Consider the following 16,383-nt stretch of genomic DNA (forward strand, 5'->3'; position numbering starts at 1 on the left):
TGGCATGCCTAAATCCACTTTTAAATGGGTTGTTGGTGCTACTGTGAGCGCTGTTTTACTAACGGGGTGTGGCTTTATAAATCAGGAAAAAGCAACGGAACAAATTGATCCGCCAAAACAAGTTACGTATACAGAGGGTGGAAAGAAAGACGTAGCTAAGAAAGATAAGCAAGGACAAATGGTGAATAGAGAACTATACCTTGTTGATAAAAATGGTTATGTTGTACCACAAACGTTAGCTGTACCTACTCCGAAAGCAAATGAGGTTATTCAGCAAACGTTAGAGTACCTTGTGAAAGATGGACCGGTAACGAATTTATTACCGAATGGGTTCCGTGCAGTCATTCCAGCGAATACATCAATGACCTTAAATTTGAAAAAAGATGGGACGGCAGTCATTGATTTCTCACAAGAAATGAAAAACTATGCAAAAGAAGAAGAGCGTCAAATCGTTGAGTCAATAGCGTGGACGTTGACGCAATTTAAAGAAATAAAACAAGTGCAGTTCCAAATAAATGGTGAGAAATTGGCGAAGATGCCTGTTGGTGGTACACCGCTTGGTGAAGGGGTGAGCCGTGCTAACGGTATCAACTTCGATGATGAGCAAGTAGCGGATGTAACAAATACAAAACCAGTAACACTTTATTTTATGGCACAAAATAATAATAAACAGCAATACTACGTACCAGTAACACGCCGCGTTGTAGAAGGAAAAGAAAATGATTATGCAGCAATTATAGATGAGCTTGTAAAAGGACCGATTCATCAGTCGCTTCTAAATGATTTTAATCCAGGAGTTAAGCTTATTACGAACCCGAAATTACAAGATGGAAATCTTACATTAAACTTTAACGAAAATATATTTATAAACCCAGATAAAAATATGGTTTCGAATTACGTATTGAAGTCGTTAGTTTTATCTTTAACAGAAAAGAAAGGCGTGAAAAGTGTTTCTATTGAAGTAAATGGTAAAGCAAATCTTATAGATGAAAAAGGCGGAAAGTTAATAAAACCTGTAGATCGTCCAGAAAACGTGAATACAGGTAGTTTTTAATCGTCAATAATTTGATATACTTAAGTAAGAAAGGGGAATTGCTTTTTGGGTTCCTCTTCTTTTATTGTATACATATCATACATTTAAATTTGGCTATACTAACAAGTAGTTATGAGGAGGTTATTTTTATGCGAGTAGATGGTAGAGAGAAAACAGAATTACGCCATATACATATTCATACGAATTATTTAAAACATCCAGAGGGATCAGTATTAATTGAAGTTGGGGATACAAAGGTAATTTGCTCAGCGACAATTGAAGAGCGTGTCCCGCCGTTTATGCGTGGAGAAGGAAAGGGCTGGGTAACAGCTGAATATGCGATGATTCCACGTGCAACAGAACAACGTACAATTAGGGAGTCAAGTAAAGGGAAAGTAACAGGACGTACAATGGAAATCCAGCGCTTAATTGGACGAGCTTTACGTGCGGTAGTTGACCTAGAAGCACTTGGTGAAAGAACAGTTTGGATTGATTGCGATGTTATTCAAGCGGATGGTGGAACGAGAACTGCTTCTATTACAGGTGCATATGTAGCAATGGTATTAGCGTTTGAGAAGTTATTACAAGCAGAAAAAGTATCTAAAATTCCAGTAAAAGATTATTTAGCAGCAACGTCAGTAGGGATTGTTGAAGAACAAGGTGTTGTTTTAGATTTAAACTACGCAGAAGATTCTAAAGCAGACGTGGATATGAACGTAATTATGACTGGAAAAGGTCAGTTTGTTGAAGTGCAAGGAACTGGAGAAGAAGCGACGTTTAGCAGAGCGCAGTTAAATGAATTACTTGATGCTGCTGAACAAGGTATTTTCCAACTGATTGACATGCAAAAAGAAGCGTTAGGCGACATCGTATCTCATATAGAGTAGAGGTGGAAAGTATGAAACAAGTTGTTGTAGCGACAAAAAATATGGGGAAAGTACGTGAATTTGCTGAGTTATTTGAGCGATTTGATTTAGAAGTGAAATCATTACACGATTTTCCTCATATTGAAGAAGTCGAAGAAACTGGTGAAACATTTGAAGAAAATGCGATTTTAAAAGCGGATAGTCTGAGCAAACAGCTAAATGCGATCGTAATTGCGGATGATTCAGGTCTTATTGTAGATGCTTTAAATGGAAAACCAGGCGTTTATTCAGCTCGTTTTGCTGGAGAGCCGAAAGATGATCAAGCGAATATTGATAAAGTGTTACAAGAATTAAATGAGGTAGCGTTTGATAAGCGTAAAGCTCGCTTCTACTGTGCATTAGCAGTGGCTTTCCCTGAAGGTGATAAAAAGCCTGTCATTGTAAACGGGACGTGCGAAGGGTATATTTTAGAACAGCGCCGCGGAGAAAACGGCTTTGGATATGATCCGATTTTTTATGTGGAAGAATATAAAAAAGCGATGGCGGAACTAAGTTCAGATGAGAAAAATGCCATTAGTCACCGCGGACGTGCTCTTCGTAAGCTAGAAGAAAAAATCCCTGAATGGTTTTTAGGAGAATAAGGGAGAGAGATTGATGAAAGCTTTAATCGTAAGCGATAGTCATAGCTCTGTGAAGGAATTACAGCAGTTAAAAGAGAAATATGAAGGGAAAGTAGATATCATGATTCATTGTGGTGATTCAGAGCTAACGCCTGCTCATGAAGAGCTGCAAGGTTTCCATGTTGTAAAAGGGAATTGTGATTATGCTAACTTTCAAGATGAAATTGTAACTGATGTAGATGGCATTCGTTTCGTAGTTGTGCACGGACATCGTCATAACGTGAAAATGACACTACAAACATTAGCGTATCATGCAGAAGAGGTAGGAGCGCAAGTTGCATGCTTCGGACACTCTCACGTATTAGGTGCGGAATTAATCGATGGCGTTTTATTTATTAATCCAGGTAGTATTTTATTACCACGTCAACGTGTAGAAAAGACATTTGCTTTATTAGAAATGGATGAAAATCAAATGGAAGTTCGTTTTGAAACATTAGACGGGCAACTAGTTGAACAAGCAGTTTTTAAAAGAGGATAAGAAAAATTATCCTCTTTTAAAAAAGGTGTTGACTTTATGTATGGTTATACATATAATAAATATTGTCGATAGGGCAACGGCGCTAACGAAGAAAAATAAAATGACATATGCGGGTGTAGTTTAGTGGTAAAACAAGAGCCTTCCAAGCTCTGGTCGAGAGTTCGATTCTCTTCACCCGCTCCATGTCCCAGTAGCTCAGCCGGATAGAGCATACGCCTTCTAAGCGTACGGTCGGGAGTTCGAATCTCTCCTGGGACGCTAAAAAAACCTTGTTATCTTTTGATAACAAGGTTTTTTGTTTGTCTAAAAATTGATGTATGTGCAAGAGGTTTAAAAAATATAACGTAACATACGGTAATTATTATATACAACAGACTAAAGTGCATTAAAAAGAGCGCCATTTATGCGCCCTATTCCTCTTATTTAATTTAAAGAATCAATAGGTTTATGATGGAACTCAAATCCATATCCAGATTCTCCTAATTGTTCACTTACAATATTATAAAACTTTTTCCCGTAAAAACTAGGTTCATTCTGCGAATACACTTGTATAATGAAATGTGTTCTTCCTATTGTACTTGGAACTTTTTCGTAGATTTCATCACTTTTAATGAATCCTAAATATGTATTGATTTTGTCTTGTAAAAGTAAAATGTGTTCATCGTCAAGTTCTTCGCTTTTATTCCACTCTAAAGCATCAAAGATTGTTAAGTATACATTATCTTTATTATCCTCATCTATTAAAACTAAATCGACTTGATCTGTATCATGTAATGCCATATAAAAGCCTCCTTATTCTTCTTTTCTTATTACATTTATTTTCGTTGGTGGAATCTCTTCTAAATGTTCAAATGGTGGTTTGTTCCTACTTTTAACTATTGCACCTGATTCCGCAATTTCAGGGAAGGCTTTTTTCTGATTTTTAGTAAGAGGTGCAGTAGGTGAAGATTTTAACTCTACTAAGTCAATCTTGCCATTTGCGTCCTTGCCTCCTGTATCTATACGAGTGCGTACACCCGATTTTGTTTGTACGGTTATTTGTTCATTCAATTCAGATTTAGGTTTTTGTTGTTTTATAACCTCGAACATTTTTGTTTCGTATTCTTTACCTGCTAAGCTATTAGCTTTTAAAGTTTTCCGTTGTTTTTCTAGTGTGGCTGCTGCATCTATTGCATTGGAAACTTTTATGCGCCTTTGACTACTTTTATTCCCTTACCAACAGGCGTAAGTCCCGCAAAAACCATGACACCAGCACCAGTGCGTTCCCACCATGAAAGTTTTTCGCCAGTATCGGGATCAACACCTTCTATAACACGTCGTACATCGTATTCTCCCAATAACTCGCCCACTAGGTCTCTAGTAACTTTCTCTAAACTTTCACCATCTTTTTTCGAAGAAGATGCCCCTAATTAATCACTTACAATGTTATAAAACTTTTTACCATTCTAGTACGATTGAGCACCCGTTGTCGGAACTTATCCCCGGCAGTGTGTTACAATTAATAGAAGCGGAAAACGAGAATCTCCAATTGACTGGACGTGTGATTGATTGGACAGTTTAAGAAGGTTGTATAAAAAGGGAGATGGCGCAAAGATGGCGAGATCAAACGAGAATAATTTAACGGAGAAATTGGCAGAAGGTCACCGGAAATATGGTGACGGCAACTTTACAGTACAGAACATCGGTGATGAAACTAACCCGAATTGGACTGTTGTAAAAAATGTGAGGAAGGGATCGGCAGGCATTCGCGAAGGAGAAGATATATTAAGACTGCGATCAAAATATATAAAATAGTACGGAAATGGGCGGAGCGGGAGTTCGAATCTCTCCTGGGACGCTAAGAAAACCTTGTTATCTTTTGATAACAAGGTTTTCTTGTTTAGTTATTAATAAACTTCTCAAATACAAAACCATAATCTTTCACGTTATATTGTTTCTTCGTATCAACGAGCCAGTTAAAGGCGATTTCGTTCATTTCTTTAAACTGTTCTGCTAAATTTACTTGTGCGTTTGAAATACGGCTGAAAGCGTTAGATGCCATATCTAGACTTTTATGTGCATACTGCAATGTAATATCGTTGTCGTATGAAATTTCTTCGATCTTAAGTAAAGCTTTATATAAATCTTTTAATTCTTCAATATGTTTTTTATGAACATCAATTGAATAATGCTCGTCGCCCATCTGGAACTTAATTTCTACATCTAAATCAATTGTTCCCGCAGTTTCAAGTGCTACGTTTTTAATTTGATATTTACTATAGCTAAAGCGGCGTAGTGTCCGTTTTTTACTCGTTGCGCTTGTTCCATCTAGGTGGATTAATCCTTTGTTTGTGAAACAATATTCATCTGATTTTGATTTAATTAGAAAATAAATTTTCTCCCCATCTTCATGCATCACGTAATCATCAGCATCAACTTTATCGTAATCTTTCGGTGTGATGACAGATCCTACATCACTTAGTCCTAATACATCTGCAGCCATTTTTTTAAACATATATAATCCCCCTTTTAAATTCTTAATTGTACAAAAATATATTAACACGATTTCAGTAAAGTGTTTTCTTATAATTAAAAACATTTGAAGGTAAGTTAGGGAAAGTAACGAATATTTAGTAAATCTACTAGTTTAAGAGTGTAATCTCCGAAAAATAACCAAGAGAAAAACAAGTGATTATAGAGAAATTCCGTGAAGACCTCTCAAGTGATATGAGGTGTTTTTCTATCCTTTTTTGAAATCTTACAATTCTGTAAGGTAACTGTAAGGAAGTTCGATGGAAACAAATTGCTAATCCACTATAATGAAGGTAACAACGATAAAACGAGGAGGAAGAAATGATGAAAGGGTTAATCGTAACGGGTTTAACAGTTGCTTTTGGATTTGTAGCGTATGAGAAATTAACGTATGTAGTTGATGTTGTAAAACATTTAATCGCTTAGTAAAAAACTGCCATGAGAGGGAAAGGGAATGAGTGAATGAATGGAATGGTTATTTGGAATTATAGGTACTTGTAGTGTAGTGTTATTGTTCTTTGTCCCGAGTGGTATACTTAGTTCGGCAACGAGTTTGTTCTTCTTAAGTTTGTTTGCTTGTACGATGCTTATTATTATGTTTTTAATGAAGCGAAGTAAACCAATCTTCTATTTTAGCATGATTGTTATGGCAATTATTGTTCTCCAAATTATTACCCTTGTTATATACCCCACTATTATAAAAGCTTTCCATTAATGATGAATCCTCTGCTTTAATTGCTGAGGATTTTTATTTGCACATTTTTAATTTTTAGTAAGGATTTGTTTATATTGAAATATAAAAATTAAATATTTTCATATTTCAAACAAATGGTTTTGGGATGTTGTGTTCTCATTACTCATTTGATATATTTACTTTAAAGATAATTAAAATCTAGAAAAAGAGGCGGACGTATGGATAAAAAAGAAAATACGGTCGTATTGTTTCCGCAACTATCAGAGCGATATATTGATGAAGGTTTTTTAGCACTGAAAGAGCGGAAATTCGAAGATGCATTGCGCTGCTTTGAAATATTACGTCAGTATAATGCAGAAACGGAACAAACGGAACTCGCTTCTGTTATTTGTTTGTTAGAATTAAAACATATGGAAGAAGCGAAAGACAAATGTGAACAGTTACTTGAAACAGGGGCTGTATTATTTGGTGATATTCTTGAAACATATGTGACGATTTTAGTTCAAACAAATGATTATGAAGGTGTCATTGAAATCGTTGAAAAGGTTTTGCAAACGAAAGATGTAATGCCTGAGCAAAAGGAAAAATTAGCACAGCTCGCTTTATTTGCAGAAGGTATGTTAAGTGAAGTAGATACGTCACTAGTCGATTCGAATTTTGAATTGGATGAGTTTACTAATGAAATGTTTGGAGAAAACTTTGGACAAAAGCTAAGAGCGATTCAGCAACTGTCGTTAAAAGACTTGGATCTTGCATTACCTATTTTAAAGAAATTTTTAATAGACGAAAAACAGCACCCTTATTTGAAAACTTCTATTTTATATAAAATGATAGAAAATCAAATAGAAGAAGAGATAGAGGTAGAAAAGTTTGGGAATACGATCAAGGTGATTCCAGCATTTACAGGTCATAATGAGGAGCAATCCGATAACATTATACATACATTATCAAGCCGATTAGAGCAAAATTATCCCGATATATTTGATGCGATGGTTACATATTGGAAAGAATTGCGAATTAGCGTTTTCCCATTCGCTCTATTAATGGATAAAGTGGAGATTTGGGCTGCTGTTTTAGAGAGAATTGGAAGAAAGCGTTTCGGATTGACTATTGATGAAGAAGAGCTTATGACAGCGTATAATATTGAATTGGAAGAGTTTCATATTGCCTATCAATGGTTATTACGTGTTGAAAGAGAAGGATATTTGCCCGTATAATTATGAAAAAGAATCGTTCGGTTCTTGAAACGAGCATATTCTATGTTATAATGTAAGGGTTGCAAAAGGCAGAAATCTGCCTGTTTGTAAGAGAAGAGAAGTGTAATTCTCTTACTTAATATGTTTCATATTATTCTCGAACAAAATATACCGTAGTTGTCTTTTAGGCAATTAGTAGATTGGAACATTATATCTGAAAGCTTTTGCTAGAGGATTATTTGTACTTTTGTTATTTCAAAAAAGAGATAATGAAGATTTTAATCTATAAAGGTATGTGCATACATTATTATAGTTGGAGGGAAAGAATAAATGGCTACAAAATGGGAAAAATTAGAAGGTAACGTAGGCGTTTTAACAATCGAAGTTGATGCTAAAGAAGTAAACAACTCTATCGACGCTGCGTTCAAAAAAGTAGTACAAACAATCAACGTACCAGGTTTCCGTAAAGGAAAAATGCCTCGTCCGTTATTCGAACAACGCTTTGGTATCGAATCTTTATATCAAGATGCTATAGATATCATCTTACCAAAAGCATACGGTGAAGCAATTGATGAAGCTGGTATCTTCCCAGTTGATCATCCTGAAATCAACATCGAGAAGTTCGAAAAAAATGCTAACCTTATCTTCACTGCAAAAGTTACAGTGAAACCTGAAGTTAAATTAGGTGAGTACAAAGGTTTAGCAGTAGAAAAAGTTGAAACAACTGTAACTGATGAAGATGTAGAGAACGAATTAAAATCTTTACAAGAGCGTCAAGCTGAACTAGTTGTTAAAGAAGAAGGAACTGTTGAAAACGGTGATACAGCTGTAATCGACTTCGAAGGTTTCGTTGATGGCGAAGCATTTGAAGGCGGAAAAGGCGAAAACTACTCTCTTGCAATCGGTTCTGGTACATTCATCCCAGGTTTCGAAGAGCAAGTAATTGGTCTTAAATCTGGTGATTCTAAAGACGTTGAAGTATCATTCCCAGAAGAGTACCACGCTGCTGAATTAGCTGGCAAACCAGCAACATTCAAAGTAACAATTCACGAAATCAAAACAAAAGAACTTCCTGAGTTAAACGACGAGTTCGCTAAAGAAGCTGACGAAGAAGTTGCAACTCTTGATGAATTAAAAACAAAACTTCGTACAAACTTAGAAGAAGGCAAAAAGCACGAAGCTGAGCACAAAGTACGTGACGAAGTAGTAGAATTAGCTGCTGCTAACGCTGAAATCGAAATTCCAGAAGCTATGATCGACACTGAGTTAGATCGTATGGTTCGTGAATTCGAGCAACGTTTAAGCCAACAAGGTATGAACCTTGAGCTTTACTACCAATTCACAGGTACTGACGCTGACAAGTTAAAAGAGCAAATGAAAGAAGACGCTCAAAAACGCGTAAGAATCAACCTTGTTCTTGAAGCTATCATTGAAGCTGAAAACATCGAAGTTACTGAAGAAGAAGTAACTACAGAAGTTGAAAAAATGGCTGAAATGTACGGTATGCCAGTAGACGCTATCAAGCAAGCTCTTGGAAGCGTAGACGCTTTAGCTGAAGATCTTAAAGTGCGTAAAGCTGTAGATTTCTTAGTAGAAAACGCTGCATAATAAAATAACAAGGCACGATTTTAATCGTGCCTTGTTTTATAAATATAGAAATATATTTATAAAACTTTTTGATGAAGAAGGAAAAGTTCCTTTGTAAGTCGAATATACATATTTCAAAAGTTTTAAAATTTTTTTATTTGTACATAACTAGTCATATTATTTGTATTTCTCGCTACGTAGTGACATAATATGTATTTACATACGATACATTTATCGTGTACATACGAAGGCAAGAGGTTAGCACTTTGTAAGGGGTGTGAAAATATGTTTAAATTTAATGATGAAAAAGGTCAATTAAAATGTTCTTTCTGTGGTAAAACACAAACGCAAGTTCGAAAGTTAGTTGCAGGTCCAGGTGTTTACATTTGTGACGAGTGTATCGAACTTTGTACTGAAATTGTACAAGAGGAGCTTGCGAAGGACGAAGAAGTAGAATTCAAAGATGTACCGAAACCGGTAGAAATTCGTGAAATCCTAGATGAGTATGTCATCGGACAAGATAACGCGAAAAAAGCACTAGCGGTAGCGGTATATAACCATTACAAACGCATTAATTCTAACAGCAAAATTGATGATGTAGAATTAGCGAAGAGTAATATTTCACTTATTGGGCCAACTGGTAGTGGTAAAACATTATTGGCACAAACATTAGCGCGTATTTTAAATGTTCCATTTGCGATCGCGGACGCAACATCTTTAACAGAAGCTGGATACGTTGGGGAAGATGTAGAAAACATCTTACTAAAATTAATCCAAGCAGCTGATTATGATGTAGAGAAAGCGGAAAAAGGAATCATTTATATTGATGAGATTGATAAAGTGGCACGTAAGTCCGAAAATCCATCAATTACACGTGATGTATCTGGTGAAGGTGTGCAGCAGGCACTTCTGAAAATTTTAGAAGGTACTGTAGCAAGCGTTCCACCTCAAGGTGGTCGTAAGCATCCGCACCAAGAGTTTATTCAAATTGATACAACGAATATCTTATTCATCTGTGGTGGAGCGTTTGATGGCATCGAGCCAATTATTAAACGTCGTCTTGGTGAAAAAGTAATTGGATTTGGTTCTGAGAAGAAAAATGCTGATGTAAATGAGAAGCATGTTTTATCTCACGTATTACCAGAGGACCTTTTAAGATTTGGTTTAATTCCAGAATTTATCGGTCGTCTTCCAGTTATTGCGAACTTAGAGCCGCTTGATGAAGATGCTCTTGTTGATATTTTAACGAAACCAAAAAATGCACTTGTTAAGCAATTCCAAAAACTATTGGAGCTTGACGATGTTGAGTTAGAGTTTGAAGAAGGTGCACTAATTGAAATTGCGAAAAAAGCAATTGAACGTAAAACAGGTGCTCGTGGACTTCGTTCTATTATTGAAGGCTTGATGCTTGATGTAATGTTCGAGCTGCCATCTCGCAAAGATATTGAGAAGTGTATTCTTACGAAAGAAACAGTAGCTGATAATGAACCGCCGAAATTGGTGTTACAAGACGGTACTGTACTTGATACAAAAACATCTGCATAGTGCAAAGGAGAAACAGCAATTTTTATAATTGCTGTTTTTCTTTATGTTTAGCTATGTTCCTCCGCGGAAATACTAAGGGATAAAACATTGCGGGAGGAAATAAATTATGAGCTGGACAAATATATTTTTACTTGTTCAACTTGTTTTTGGTGTAATTGTCGGATTGTATTTTTGGCACTTACTTCGAAATCAGCGAACACAAAAAGTTTCAATTGATCGAGAATCGAAAAAAGAATTAGAGCAGCTTCGTAAAATGCGCGAGATTTCTTTAACAGAGCCGCTTGCGGAAAAGGTGCGTCCTACATCCTTTTTAGATATTGTAGGGCAAGAGGACGGGATTAAGTCGTTAAAAGCGGCTCTTTGTGGTCCGAACCCGCAACATGTGATTATATATGGTCCACCAGGTGTTGGAAAGACAGCGGCAGCACGTCTTGTTTTAGAGGAAGCGAAACGAAATCCAAAATCTCCATTTCGCACGAATGCAACATTTATTGAACTGGATGCGACGACAGCTAGGTTTGATGAACGTGGTATTGCAGACCCTTTAATCGGTTCGGTACATGATCCGATTTATCAAGGTGCAGGTGCAATGGGGCAAGCGGGTATTCCGCAACCGAAAAAAGGTGCGGTAACAGATGCACATGGTGGTATTTTGTTTATTGATGAGATTGGCGAACTACATCCGATTCAAATGAACAAAATGTTAAAGGTGCTAGAAGACCGGAAAGTTTTTTTGGAAAGTGCATACTATAGTGAAGAGAATACGATGATTCCAACATATATACATGACATTTTTCAAAAAGGTTTGCCAGCCGATTTTCGCTTAGTCGGGGCGACGACACGTTCGCCAGAGGAGATTCCACCTGCTATTCGATCACGCTGTTTAGAAGTGTTTTTCCGTGAGTTAGATACAGAAGAAATTCAAAAAGTAGCGAAGAATGCGGCTGATAAAGTGGAAATGCAAATAGGTGAGAACGGTATTGAAATGATCGGGATGTATGCAAGAAATGGACGAGAAGCGATTAACCTTGTACAAATTTCTGCTGGTATGGCAATAAATGAAGAACGTCCTTTCATTAAAGATGAAGATATAGAGTGGGTTGTTCACTCTAGTCAACTTACACCGAAATATGAAAAACATATTTATCCTATTCCAAGAATCGGTCTTGTAAATGGACTTGCTGTATACGGACCGAATACAGGCGCGTTATTAGAAATTGAAGTAACAGCAATCAAGGCGAAAGATAAGGGATCGGTAAATGTTACCGGAATTGTTGAAGAGGAAAGTATTGGTAGTCAAACGAAATCCATTCGTCGTAAAAGTATGGCGAAAGGTTCTGTAGATAATGTATTAACAGTACTTCGTTCTCTTGATGTGTTGCCAGAAGGGTACGATATACATATTAATTTTCCAGGTGGTATCCCAATTGATGGGCCTTCGGCAGGTATTGCTATGGCAACGGGTGTATATTCAGCAGTGCATCGTACGTATGTGAATAATGAAGTAGCAATGACCGGTGAAATAAGTATACACGGTGAAGTGAAACCTATTGGTGGTGTGTACGCAAAAATAAAAGCTGCGAAAAAAGCAGGTGCGAAGACAGTCATCATTCCTGCTGAAAACATGCAACCGTTTTTGTACACAATAAAAGGAATTGAAATCATTCCTGTTCGTAAGTTAAAAGAAGTATTTGAGCTAACATTTATGCAGGAAAATATGCATCGAGATATTGATATACATACTACTGTAGACGAAACAGATGCACAATCAATGTGAGAATGAACGATAATAAAATTTGCCAGACTTCGTTTAAGTTTGTATGCTTAAGCGGAGTCTTTTTTCTTTTTAAAAGGGAGAAAAAACGAGGGATTTACAATTGCGGAAAATCTCTGCAATTGCATCTAGATGTATTGTAATATAAAATAGTTGAACAGGAGTTTAATTTATTATGGAGGTGCTATGTCTAGTATGAATACGAATGAAAGAATCGTACCCCTCCTACCATTAAGAGGCGTTCTCGTATATCCAACGATGGTTCTGCATCTTGATGTAGGACGTGATAAATCGATACAAGCACTAGAGCAGGCGGCAATGGATGAAAATATCATCTTTTTAGCGATGCAAAAAGAAATGAATATCGATGATCCGAAAGAAGATGACATATATAGTGTAGGTACAGTGGCGAAAGTGAAGCAAATGTTAAAATTGCCGAACGGTACGCTTCGTGTCCTTGTAGAAGGTTTACATAGAGCTGAAGTAGTAGAGTTTATCGAAGAAGAAAATGTAGTGCAGGTTTCTATCAAAACGGTAACTGAAGAAGTGGAAGATGATCTAGAAGAGAAAGCTCTTATGCGTACATTACTGGAGCATTTCGAACAATATATTAAAGTTTCGAAAAAAGTTTCAAATGAAACATTTGCAACGGTAGCTGATGTAGAAGAGCCAGGAAGATTAGCTGATTTAATTGCTTCTCACTTGCCGATTAAAACGAAACAGAAACAAGAAATCTTAGAGATCGTATCTGTGAAGGAACGATTACATACACTTATTTCAATTATTCAAGATGAACAAGAGTTACTTAGTTTAGAAAAGAAAATTGGACAAAAAGTGAAACGTTCAATGGAGCGCACGCAAAAAGAATACTTTTTACGTGAGCAAATGAAGGCGATTCAAACTGAACTTGGCGATAAAGAAGGTAAGGGCGGGGAAGTTGAAGAACTTCGTGAGAAAATTGAACAGTCGGGAATGCCGGAAGAAACAATGAAGGCTGCACTGAAAGAATTAGACCGTTATGAAAAGTTACCAGCAAGTTCTGCGGAGAGCGGTGTTATTCGCAATTATATAGATTGGTTATTAGCTCTTCCATGGACAGAAGCGACAGAAGATATGATTGATCTTGCTCATTCTGAAGAGATTTTGAACAAAGATCATTACGGTCTTGAGAAAGTGAAAGAGCGCGTACTTGAATATTTAGCTGTACAGAAGTTAACGAATTCATTAAAAGGACCTATCCTGTGCTTAGTAGGACCTCCTGGGGTCGGAAAAACTTCGTTAGCGCGTTCGATTGCAACATCATTAAATCGTAATTTTGTCCGTGTATCTCTTGGTGGTGTACGTGATGAATCTGAAATTCGTGGTCACCGTCGTACGTACGTTGGGGCAATGCCAGGACGCATTATTCAAGGTATGAAAAAGGCGAAAACAGTTAATCCAGTCTTTTTATTAGATGAGATTGATAAAATGTCTAACGATTTCCGTGGAGATCCATCAGCAGCATTACTTGAAGTGTTAGACCCGGAGCAAAACCATAACTTCAGTGATCATTACATTGAAGAACCATATGATCTATCGAAAGTTATGTTTGTAGCAACTGCGAATACACTTTCAAGTATTCCAGGTCCGTTGCTTGACCGTATGGAAATTATTTCGATTGCTGGCTATACAGAACTTGAAAAAGTGCATATTGCCCGTGAACATTTATTGCCGAAACAATTAAAAGAGCATGGTTTACGAAAAGGTAATTTACAAGTACGTGATGAAGCGCTTCTTGAAATTATTCGTTATTATACACGTGAGGCTGGTGTTCGTACACTAGAGCGTCAAATTGCAAAAGTTTGTCGTAAAGCAGCAAAAATTATCGTTACAGCAGAACGCAAGCGTATTGTAGTAACAGAGAAAAACATTGTTGATTTACTTGGTAAGCACATATTCCGTTATGGGCAAGCTGAAAAAACAGACCAAGTTGGTATGGCGACAGGGTTAGCGTATACAGCAGCAGGCGGCGATACACTTGCGATTGAAGTGTCTGTAGCGCCAGGTAAAGGGAAATTAATTTTAACTGGGAAACTTGGGGATGTTATGAAAGAATCCGCACAAGCAGCGTTTAGCTATATTCGTTCTCGTGCAGAAGAGCTTCAGATTGATCCGAATTTCCATGAGAAAAATGATATTCATATTCATGTTCCAGAAGGAGCAGTTCCAAAAGATGGACCGTCAGCGGGTATTACGATGGCAACGGCACTTATTTCTGCACTAACAGGTATTCCTGTAAGTAAAGAAGTGGGGATGACAGGTGAAATTACACTTCGTGGTCGTGTATTACCAATTGGTGGTTTAAAAGAAAAAACATTAAGTGCTCACCGCGCAGGCTTAACAAAAATTATTTTGCCAGCAGAAAACGAGAAAGATTTAGATGATATTCCAGAAAGCGTAAAAGAAAACCTTACGTTTGTGCTTGCATCTCATTTAGATGAAGTATTGGAGCACGCATTAGTAGGAGTGAAACAATGAAAGTAACAAAAGCAGATATTGTAATTAGTGCTGTTAAACCAGAACAATATCCAGACAGTGATTTACCAGAAATTGCATTAGCAGGTCGTTCAAATGTCGGGAAGTCTTCCTTTATTAATAAAATTTTAAATCGTAAAAAGTTAGTACGTATTTCTTCTAAACCAGGGAAAACGCAAACGCTGAACTTTTTCTTAATCAATGAGATGATGCATTTTGTTGACGTTCCAGGTTATGGATATGCGAAAGTATCTAAATCAGAGCGCGCAGCATGGGGCAAGATGATTGAAACATACTTTACAACGCGTGAGCAATTAGACGCAGCTGTATTAGTAGTTGATTTACGTCACCAACCAACAAACGATGACGTGATGATGTATGATTTCTTAAAGCATTATGAAATCCCAACAATTATTATTGCGACGAAAGCCGATAAAATTCCGAAAGGGAAATGGCAAAAGCATTTAAAAGTTGTAAAAGAAACGCTTGCTGTTGAAATTGGCGATGAAATTGTTCTATTCTCTTCTGAAACAGGACTTGGAAAAGAAGAAGCGTGGAAGGCAATTCATAGAATGACAAAAACAAAAAACGCGTGACGAATGTCGCGCGTTTTTTTATTTACTACATTTTTTTATTTTACGTTTAATGTAACCTCAATATTACCTCTTGTTGCTTTCGAATAAGGACATACACCGTGAGCAGCTTCTACAAGTTCTTGTGCTTCAGCGTGAGAAACACCAGCAACGTGTACATCAAGTACAGCAGATAGGCCGAAACCGCCATCTGTATCTTTTCCGATAGAAACGTGAGCAGTTACTTCTGTGCTTTCTACTTTCACACGTTTTGTACGAATGACAAGTTGTAATGCACTATCAAAACAAGCGGCATAACCAGCAGCAAATAGCTGTTCAGGATTTGTTGCCTCTCCGCCTGCACCACCTAGTGCTTTCGGCATTTTTACATCAAGATTTAATATGCCGTCATCTGAAACTACTTTTCCGTTTCTTCCACCTGTAGCAGTTACTGAAGCAGTATATAATTTATCCATGTTTATTCCCCTTTTCTATCATTAATTGTTTTCATTGTTTCAATTAGTTTATTTAATTGAATTAATAAAGAACGATATTCTTGTTCTGTAATTCCTAAATTTGTTGCCATTGTTGTCGGCAATGAACAAGCCTTCTCTTTTAAATCTTTACCTTGTTCTGTTAATTCAATACAAACTTTGCGCTCATCTTCTTTGGAACGAACGCGTTTTACAAGTTGCAATGATTCCATTCGTTTTAACATAGGTGTTAACGTACCAGAATCTAAAAATAGACGTTCTCCAATTTCTTTTACTGTTAGTCCATCTTGCTCCCATAGTACGAGTAAAGTAATGTACTGGGGATACGTAATGCCCATCTCTTCTAAATATGGTCGATAAAAGCGGGTCACTTCTTTAGAACAGGCGTAAATGGAAAAACAAAGTTGATTATCTAGATGTAAAGAATTCTCTGTCATAC

At 36.8% G+C, this 16,383-nt stretch carries 16 protein-coding genes, 2 tRNA genes and 1 pseudogene; 14 read left to right on the forward strand and 5 right to left on the reverse strand.

The window, feature by feature from the left end:
• Positions 1-4: 4 nt before the first annotated feature.
• The 6 genes from gerM (at position 5) to ACXVYO_RS19995 (ending at position 3,315) form a co-directional block, all read left to right on the forward strand.
• On the forward strand, positions 5-1,054 hold the full coding sequence (gene gerM / locus ACXVYO_RS19970; RefSeq protein WP_458468304.1) for a spore germination protein GerM: 1,050 nt from the start codon (positions 5-7) through the stop codon (positions 1,052-1,054).
• A 128-nt stretch (positions 1,055-1,182) separates the two neighbouring features.
• Positions 1,183-1,920: a ribonuclease PH gene (rph, locus tag ACXVYO_RS19975; protein ID WP_001261765.1), complete on the forward strand. Its 738-nt coding sequence runs from the start codon at positions 1,183-1,185 to the stop codon at positions 1,918-1,920.
• 11 nt (positions 1,921-1,931) lie between these two features.
• Positions 1,932-2,540 (forward strand): XTP/dITP diphosphatase, encoded by a 609-nt coding sequence (locus ACXVYO_RS19980; protein ID WP_000815930.1) that lies wholly within the window; start codon positions 1,932-1,934, stop codon positions 2,538-2,540.
• Positions 2,541-2,553: 13 nt separating this feature from the next.
• Positions 2,554-3,057: a metallophosphoesterase gene (locus ACXVYO_RS19985; RefSeq protein WP_064474675.1), complete on the forward strand. Its 504-nt coding sequence runs from the start codon at positions 2,554-2,556 to the stop codon at positions 3,055-3,057.
• 109 nt (positions 3,058-3,166) lie between these two features.
• Positions 3,167-3,240 (forward strand) — tRNA-Gly (locus ACXVYO_RS19990).
• Between the two features lies 1 nt (position 3,241).
• A tRNA-Arg gene (locus ACXVYO_RS19995) sits at positions 3,242-3,315 on the forward strand.
• Between the two features lie 165 nt (positions 3,316-3,480).
• On the opposite strand, the gene ACXVYO_RS20000 is transcribed toward ACXVYO_RS19995, so the two are convergent.
• Positions 3,481-3,837 carry a DUF6572 domain-containing protein gene (locus tag ACXVYO_RS20000; protein ID WP_458468305.1) on the reverse strand — a complete coding sequence of 119 codons (357 nt, stop codon included), beginning with the start codon at positions 3,835-3,837 and terminating at the stop codon, positions 3,481-3,483.
• A 12-nt stretch (positions 3,838-3,849) separates the two neighbouring features.
• A pseudogene (locus ACXVYO_RS20005) lies at positions 3,850-4,460 on the reverse strand (pre-toxin TG domain-containing protein); the annotation flags it as partial.
• Between the two features lie 190 nt (positions 4,461-4,650).
• Here ACXVYO_RS20005 and ACXVYO_RS20010 point away from each other — a divergent pair.
• Positions 4,651-4,851, forward strand: coding sequence for a cytoplasmic protein (locus ACXVYO_RS20010; RefSeq protein WP_088021607.1), 201 nt, complete (start codon positions 4,651-4,653; stop codon positions 4,849-4,851).
• An 85-nt stretch (positions 4,852-4,936) separates the two neighbouring features.
• Here the strand turns inward: ACXVYO_RS20010 and ACXVYO_RS20015 are convergent, their stop codons facing one another.
• Positions 4,937-5,551, reverse strand: a complete 615-nt coding sequence (locus ACXVYO_RS20015) for a PH domain-containing protein (RefSeq protein WP_000473869.1) — start codon at positions 5,549-5,551, stop codon at positions 4,937-4,939.
• A 483-nt stretch (positions 5,552-6,034) separates the two neighbouring features.
• On the opposite strand from ACXVYO_RS20015, the gene ACXVYO_RS20020 reads away from it, so the two are divergent.
• The 7 genes from ACXVYO_RS20020 to ysxC all read left to right on the forward strand — a co-directional run bounded on the left by ACXVYO_RS20020 (position 6,035) and on the right by ysxC (position 15,474).
• The gene (locus ACXVYO_RS20020; RefSeq protein ID WP_087957083.1) at positions 6,035-6,283 is read left to right on the forward strand and encodes a hypothetical protein; all 249 of its coding nucleotides are present in this window, start codon (positions 6,035-6,037) and stop codon (positions 6,281-6,283) included.
• Positions 6,284-6,480: 197 nt separating this feature from the next.
• Positions 6,481-7,479 (forward strand): hypothetical protein, encoded by a 999-nt coding sequence (locus tag ACXVYO_RS20025; RefSeq protein ID WP_000358261.1) that lies wholly within the window; start codon positions 6,481-6,483, stop codon positions 7,477-7,479.
• Positions 7,480-7,788: 309 nt separating this feature from the next.
• Positions 7,789-9,066 carry a trigger factor gene (tig, locus tag ACXVYO_RS20030; protein ID WP_458468306.1) on the forward strand — a complete coding sequence of 426 codons (1,278 nt, stop codon included), beginning with the start codon at positions 7,789-7,791 and terminating at the stop codon, positions 9,064-9,066.
• A gap of 264 nt (positions 9,067-9,330) precedes the next feature.
• Positions 9,331-10,590 carry an ATP-dependent protease ATP-binding subunit ClpX gene (gene clpX, locus ACXVYO_RS20035; RefSeq protein WP_000472286.1) on the forward strand — a complete coding sequence of 420 codons (1,260 nt, stop codon included), beginning with the start codon at positions 9,331-9,333 and terminating at the stop codon, positions 10,588-10,590.
• A gap of 106 nt (positions 10,591-10,696) precedes the next feature.
• Positions 10,697-12,367, forward strand: a complete 1,671-nt coding sequence (gene lonB, locus ACXVYO_RS20040) for an ATP-dependent protease LonB (protein ID WP_458468307.1) — start codon at positions 10,697-10,699, stop codon at positions 12,365-12,367.
• Between the two features lie 183 nt (positions 12,368-12,550).
• Positions 12,551-14,881 (forward strand): endopeptidase La, encoded by a 2,331-nt coding sequence (gene lon / locus ACXVYO_RS20045; RefSeq protein WP_458468308.1) that lies wholly within the window; start codon positions 12,551-12,553, stop codon positions 14,879-14,881.
• Positions 14,878-15,474 (forward strand): ribosome biogenesis GTP-binding protein YsxC, encoded by a 597-nt coding sequence (gene ysxC, locus ACXVYO_RS20050; protein WP_000869115.1) that lies wholly within the window; start codon positions 14,878-14,880, stop codon positions 15,472-15,474. The genes lon and ysxC overlap by 4 nt, the downstream gene beginning before the upstream one ends.
• A gap of 35 nt (positions 15,475-15,509) precedes the next feature.
• Here ysxC and ACXVYO_RS20055 read toward each other — a convergent pair whose 3' ends face one another.
• Both ACXVYO_RS20055 and ACXVYO_RS20060 read right to left on the reverse strand, forming a co-directional pair.
• Entirely contained in the window at positions 15,510-15,926 is a 417-nt protein-coding gene (locus ACXVYO_RS20055) for an organic hydroperoxide resistance protein (RefSeq protein WP_061677128.1), read from the reverse strand.
• Between the two features lie 2 nt (positions 15,927-15,928).
• Complete coding sequence (locus ACXVYO_RS20060) at positions 15,929-16,381, reverse strand: MarR family winged helix-turn-helix transcriptional regulator (RefSeq protein ID WP_000138544.1); 453 nt, start codon at positions 16,379-16,381, stop codon at positions 15,929-15,931.
• Between the last annotated feature and the right edge of the window lie 2 nt (positions 16,382-16,383).

The organism is Bacillus sp. BC08 (assembly GCF_054326875.1).

Coding starts and splice junctions, on each gene's coding strand:
- tig (WP_458468306.1), top strand. CDS start 7,789: ATGGCTACAAAATGGGAAAAATTAGAAGGTAACGTAGGCGTTTTAACA.
- clpX (WP_000472286.1), top strand. CDS start 9,331: ATGTTTAAATTTAATGATGAAAAAGGTCAATTAAAATGTTCTTTCTGT.
- lon (WP_458468308.1), top strand. CDS start 12,551: ATGTCTAGTATGAATACGAATGAAAGAATCGTACCCCTCCTACCATTA.
- ACXVYO_RS19980 (WP_000815930.1), top strand. CDS start 1,932: ATGAAACAAGTTGTTGTAGCGACAAAAAATATGGGGAAAGTACGTGAA.
- ACXVYO_RS20010 (WP_088021607.1), top strand. CDS start 4,651: ATGGCGAGATCAAACGAGAATAATTTAACGGAGAAATTGGCAGAAGGT.
- gerM (WP_458468304.1), top strand. CDS start 5: ATGCCTAAATCCACTTTTAAATGGGTTGTTGGTGCTACTGTGAGCGCT.
- ACXVYO_RS20060 (WP_000138544.1), bottom strand. CDS start 16,381: ATGACAGAGAATTCTTTACATCTAGATAATCAACTTTGTTTTTCCATT.
- ACXVYO_RS20015 (WP_000473869.1), bottom strand. CDS start 5,551: ATGTTTAAAAAAATGGCTGCAGATGTATTAGGACTAAGTGATGTAGGA.
- ACXVYO_RS19985 (WP_064474675.1), top strand. CDS start 2,554: ATGAAAGCTTTAATCGTAAGCGATAGTCATAGCTCTGTGAAGGAATTA.
- lonB (WP_458468307.1), top strand. CDS start 10,697: ATGAGCTGGACAAATATATTTTTACTTGTTCAACTTGTTTTTGGTGTA.
- ACXVYO_RS20025 (WP_000358261.1), top strand. CDS start 6,481: ATGGATAAAAAAGAAAATACGGTCGTATTGTTTCCGCAACTATCAGAG.
- ACXVYO_RS20000 (WP_458468305.1), bottom strand. CDS start 3,837: ATGGCATTACATGATACAGATCAAGTCGATTTAGTTTTAATAGATGAG.
- rph (WP_001261765.1), top strand. CDS start 1,183: ATGCGAGTAGATGGTAGAGAGAAAACAGAATTACGCCATATACATATT.
- ysxC (WP_000869115.1), top strand. CDS start 14,878: ATGAAAGTAACAAAAGCAGATATTGTAATTAGTGCTGTTAAACCAGAA.
- ACXVYO_RS20055 (WP_061677128.1), bottom strand. CDS start 15,926: ATGGATAAATTATATACTGCTTCAGTAACTGCTACAGGTGGAAGAAAC.
- ACXVYO_RS20020 (WP_087957083.1), top strand. CDS start 6,035: ATGGAATGGTTATTTGGAATTATAGGTACTTGTAGTGTAGTGTTATTG.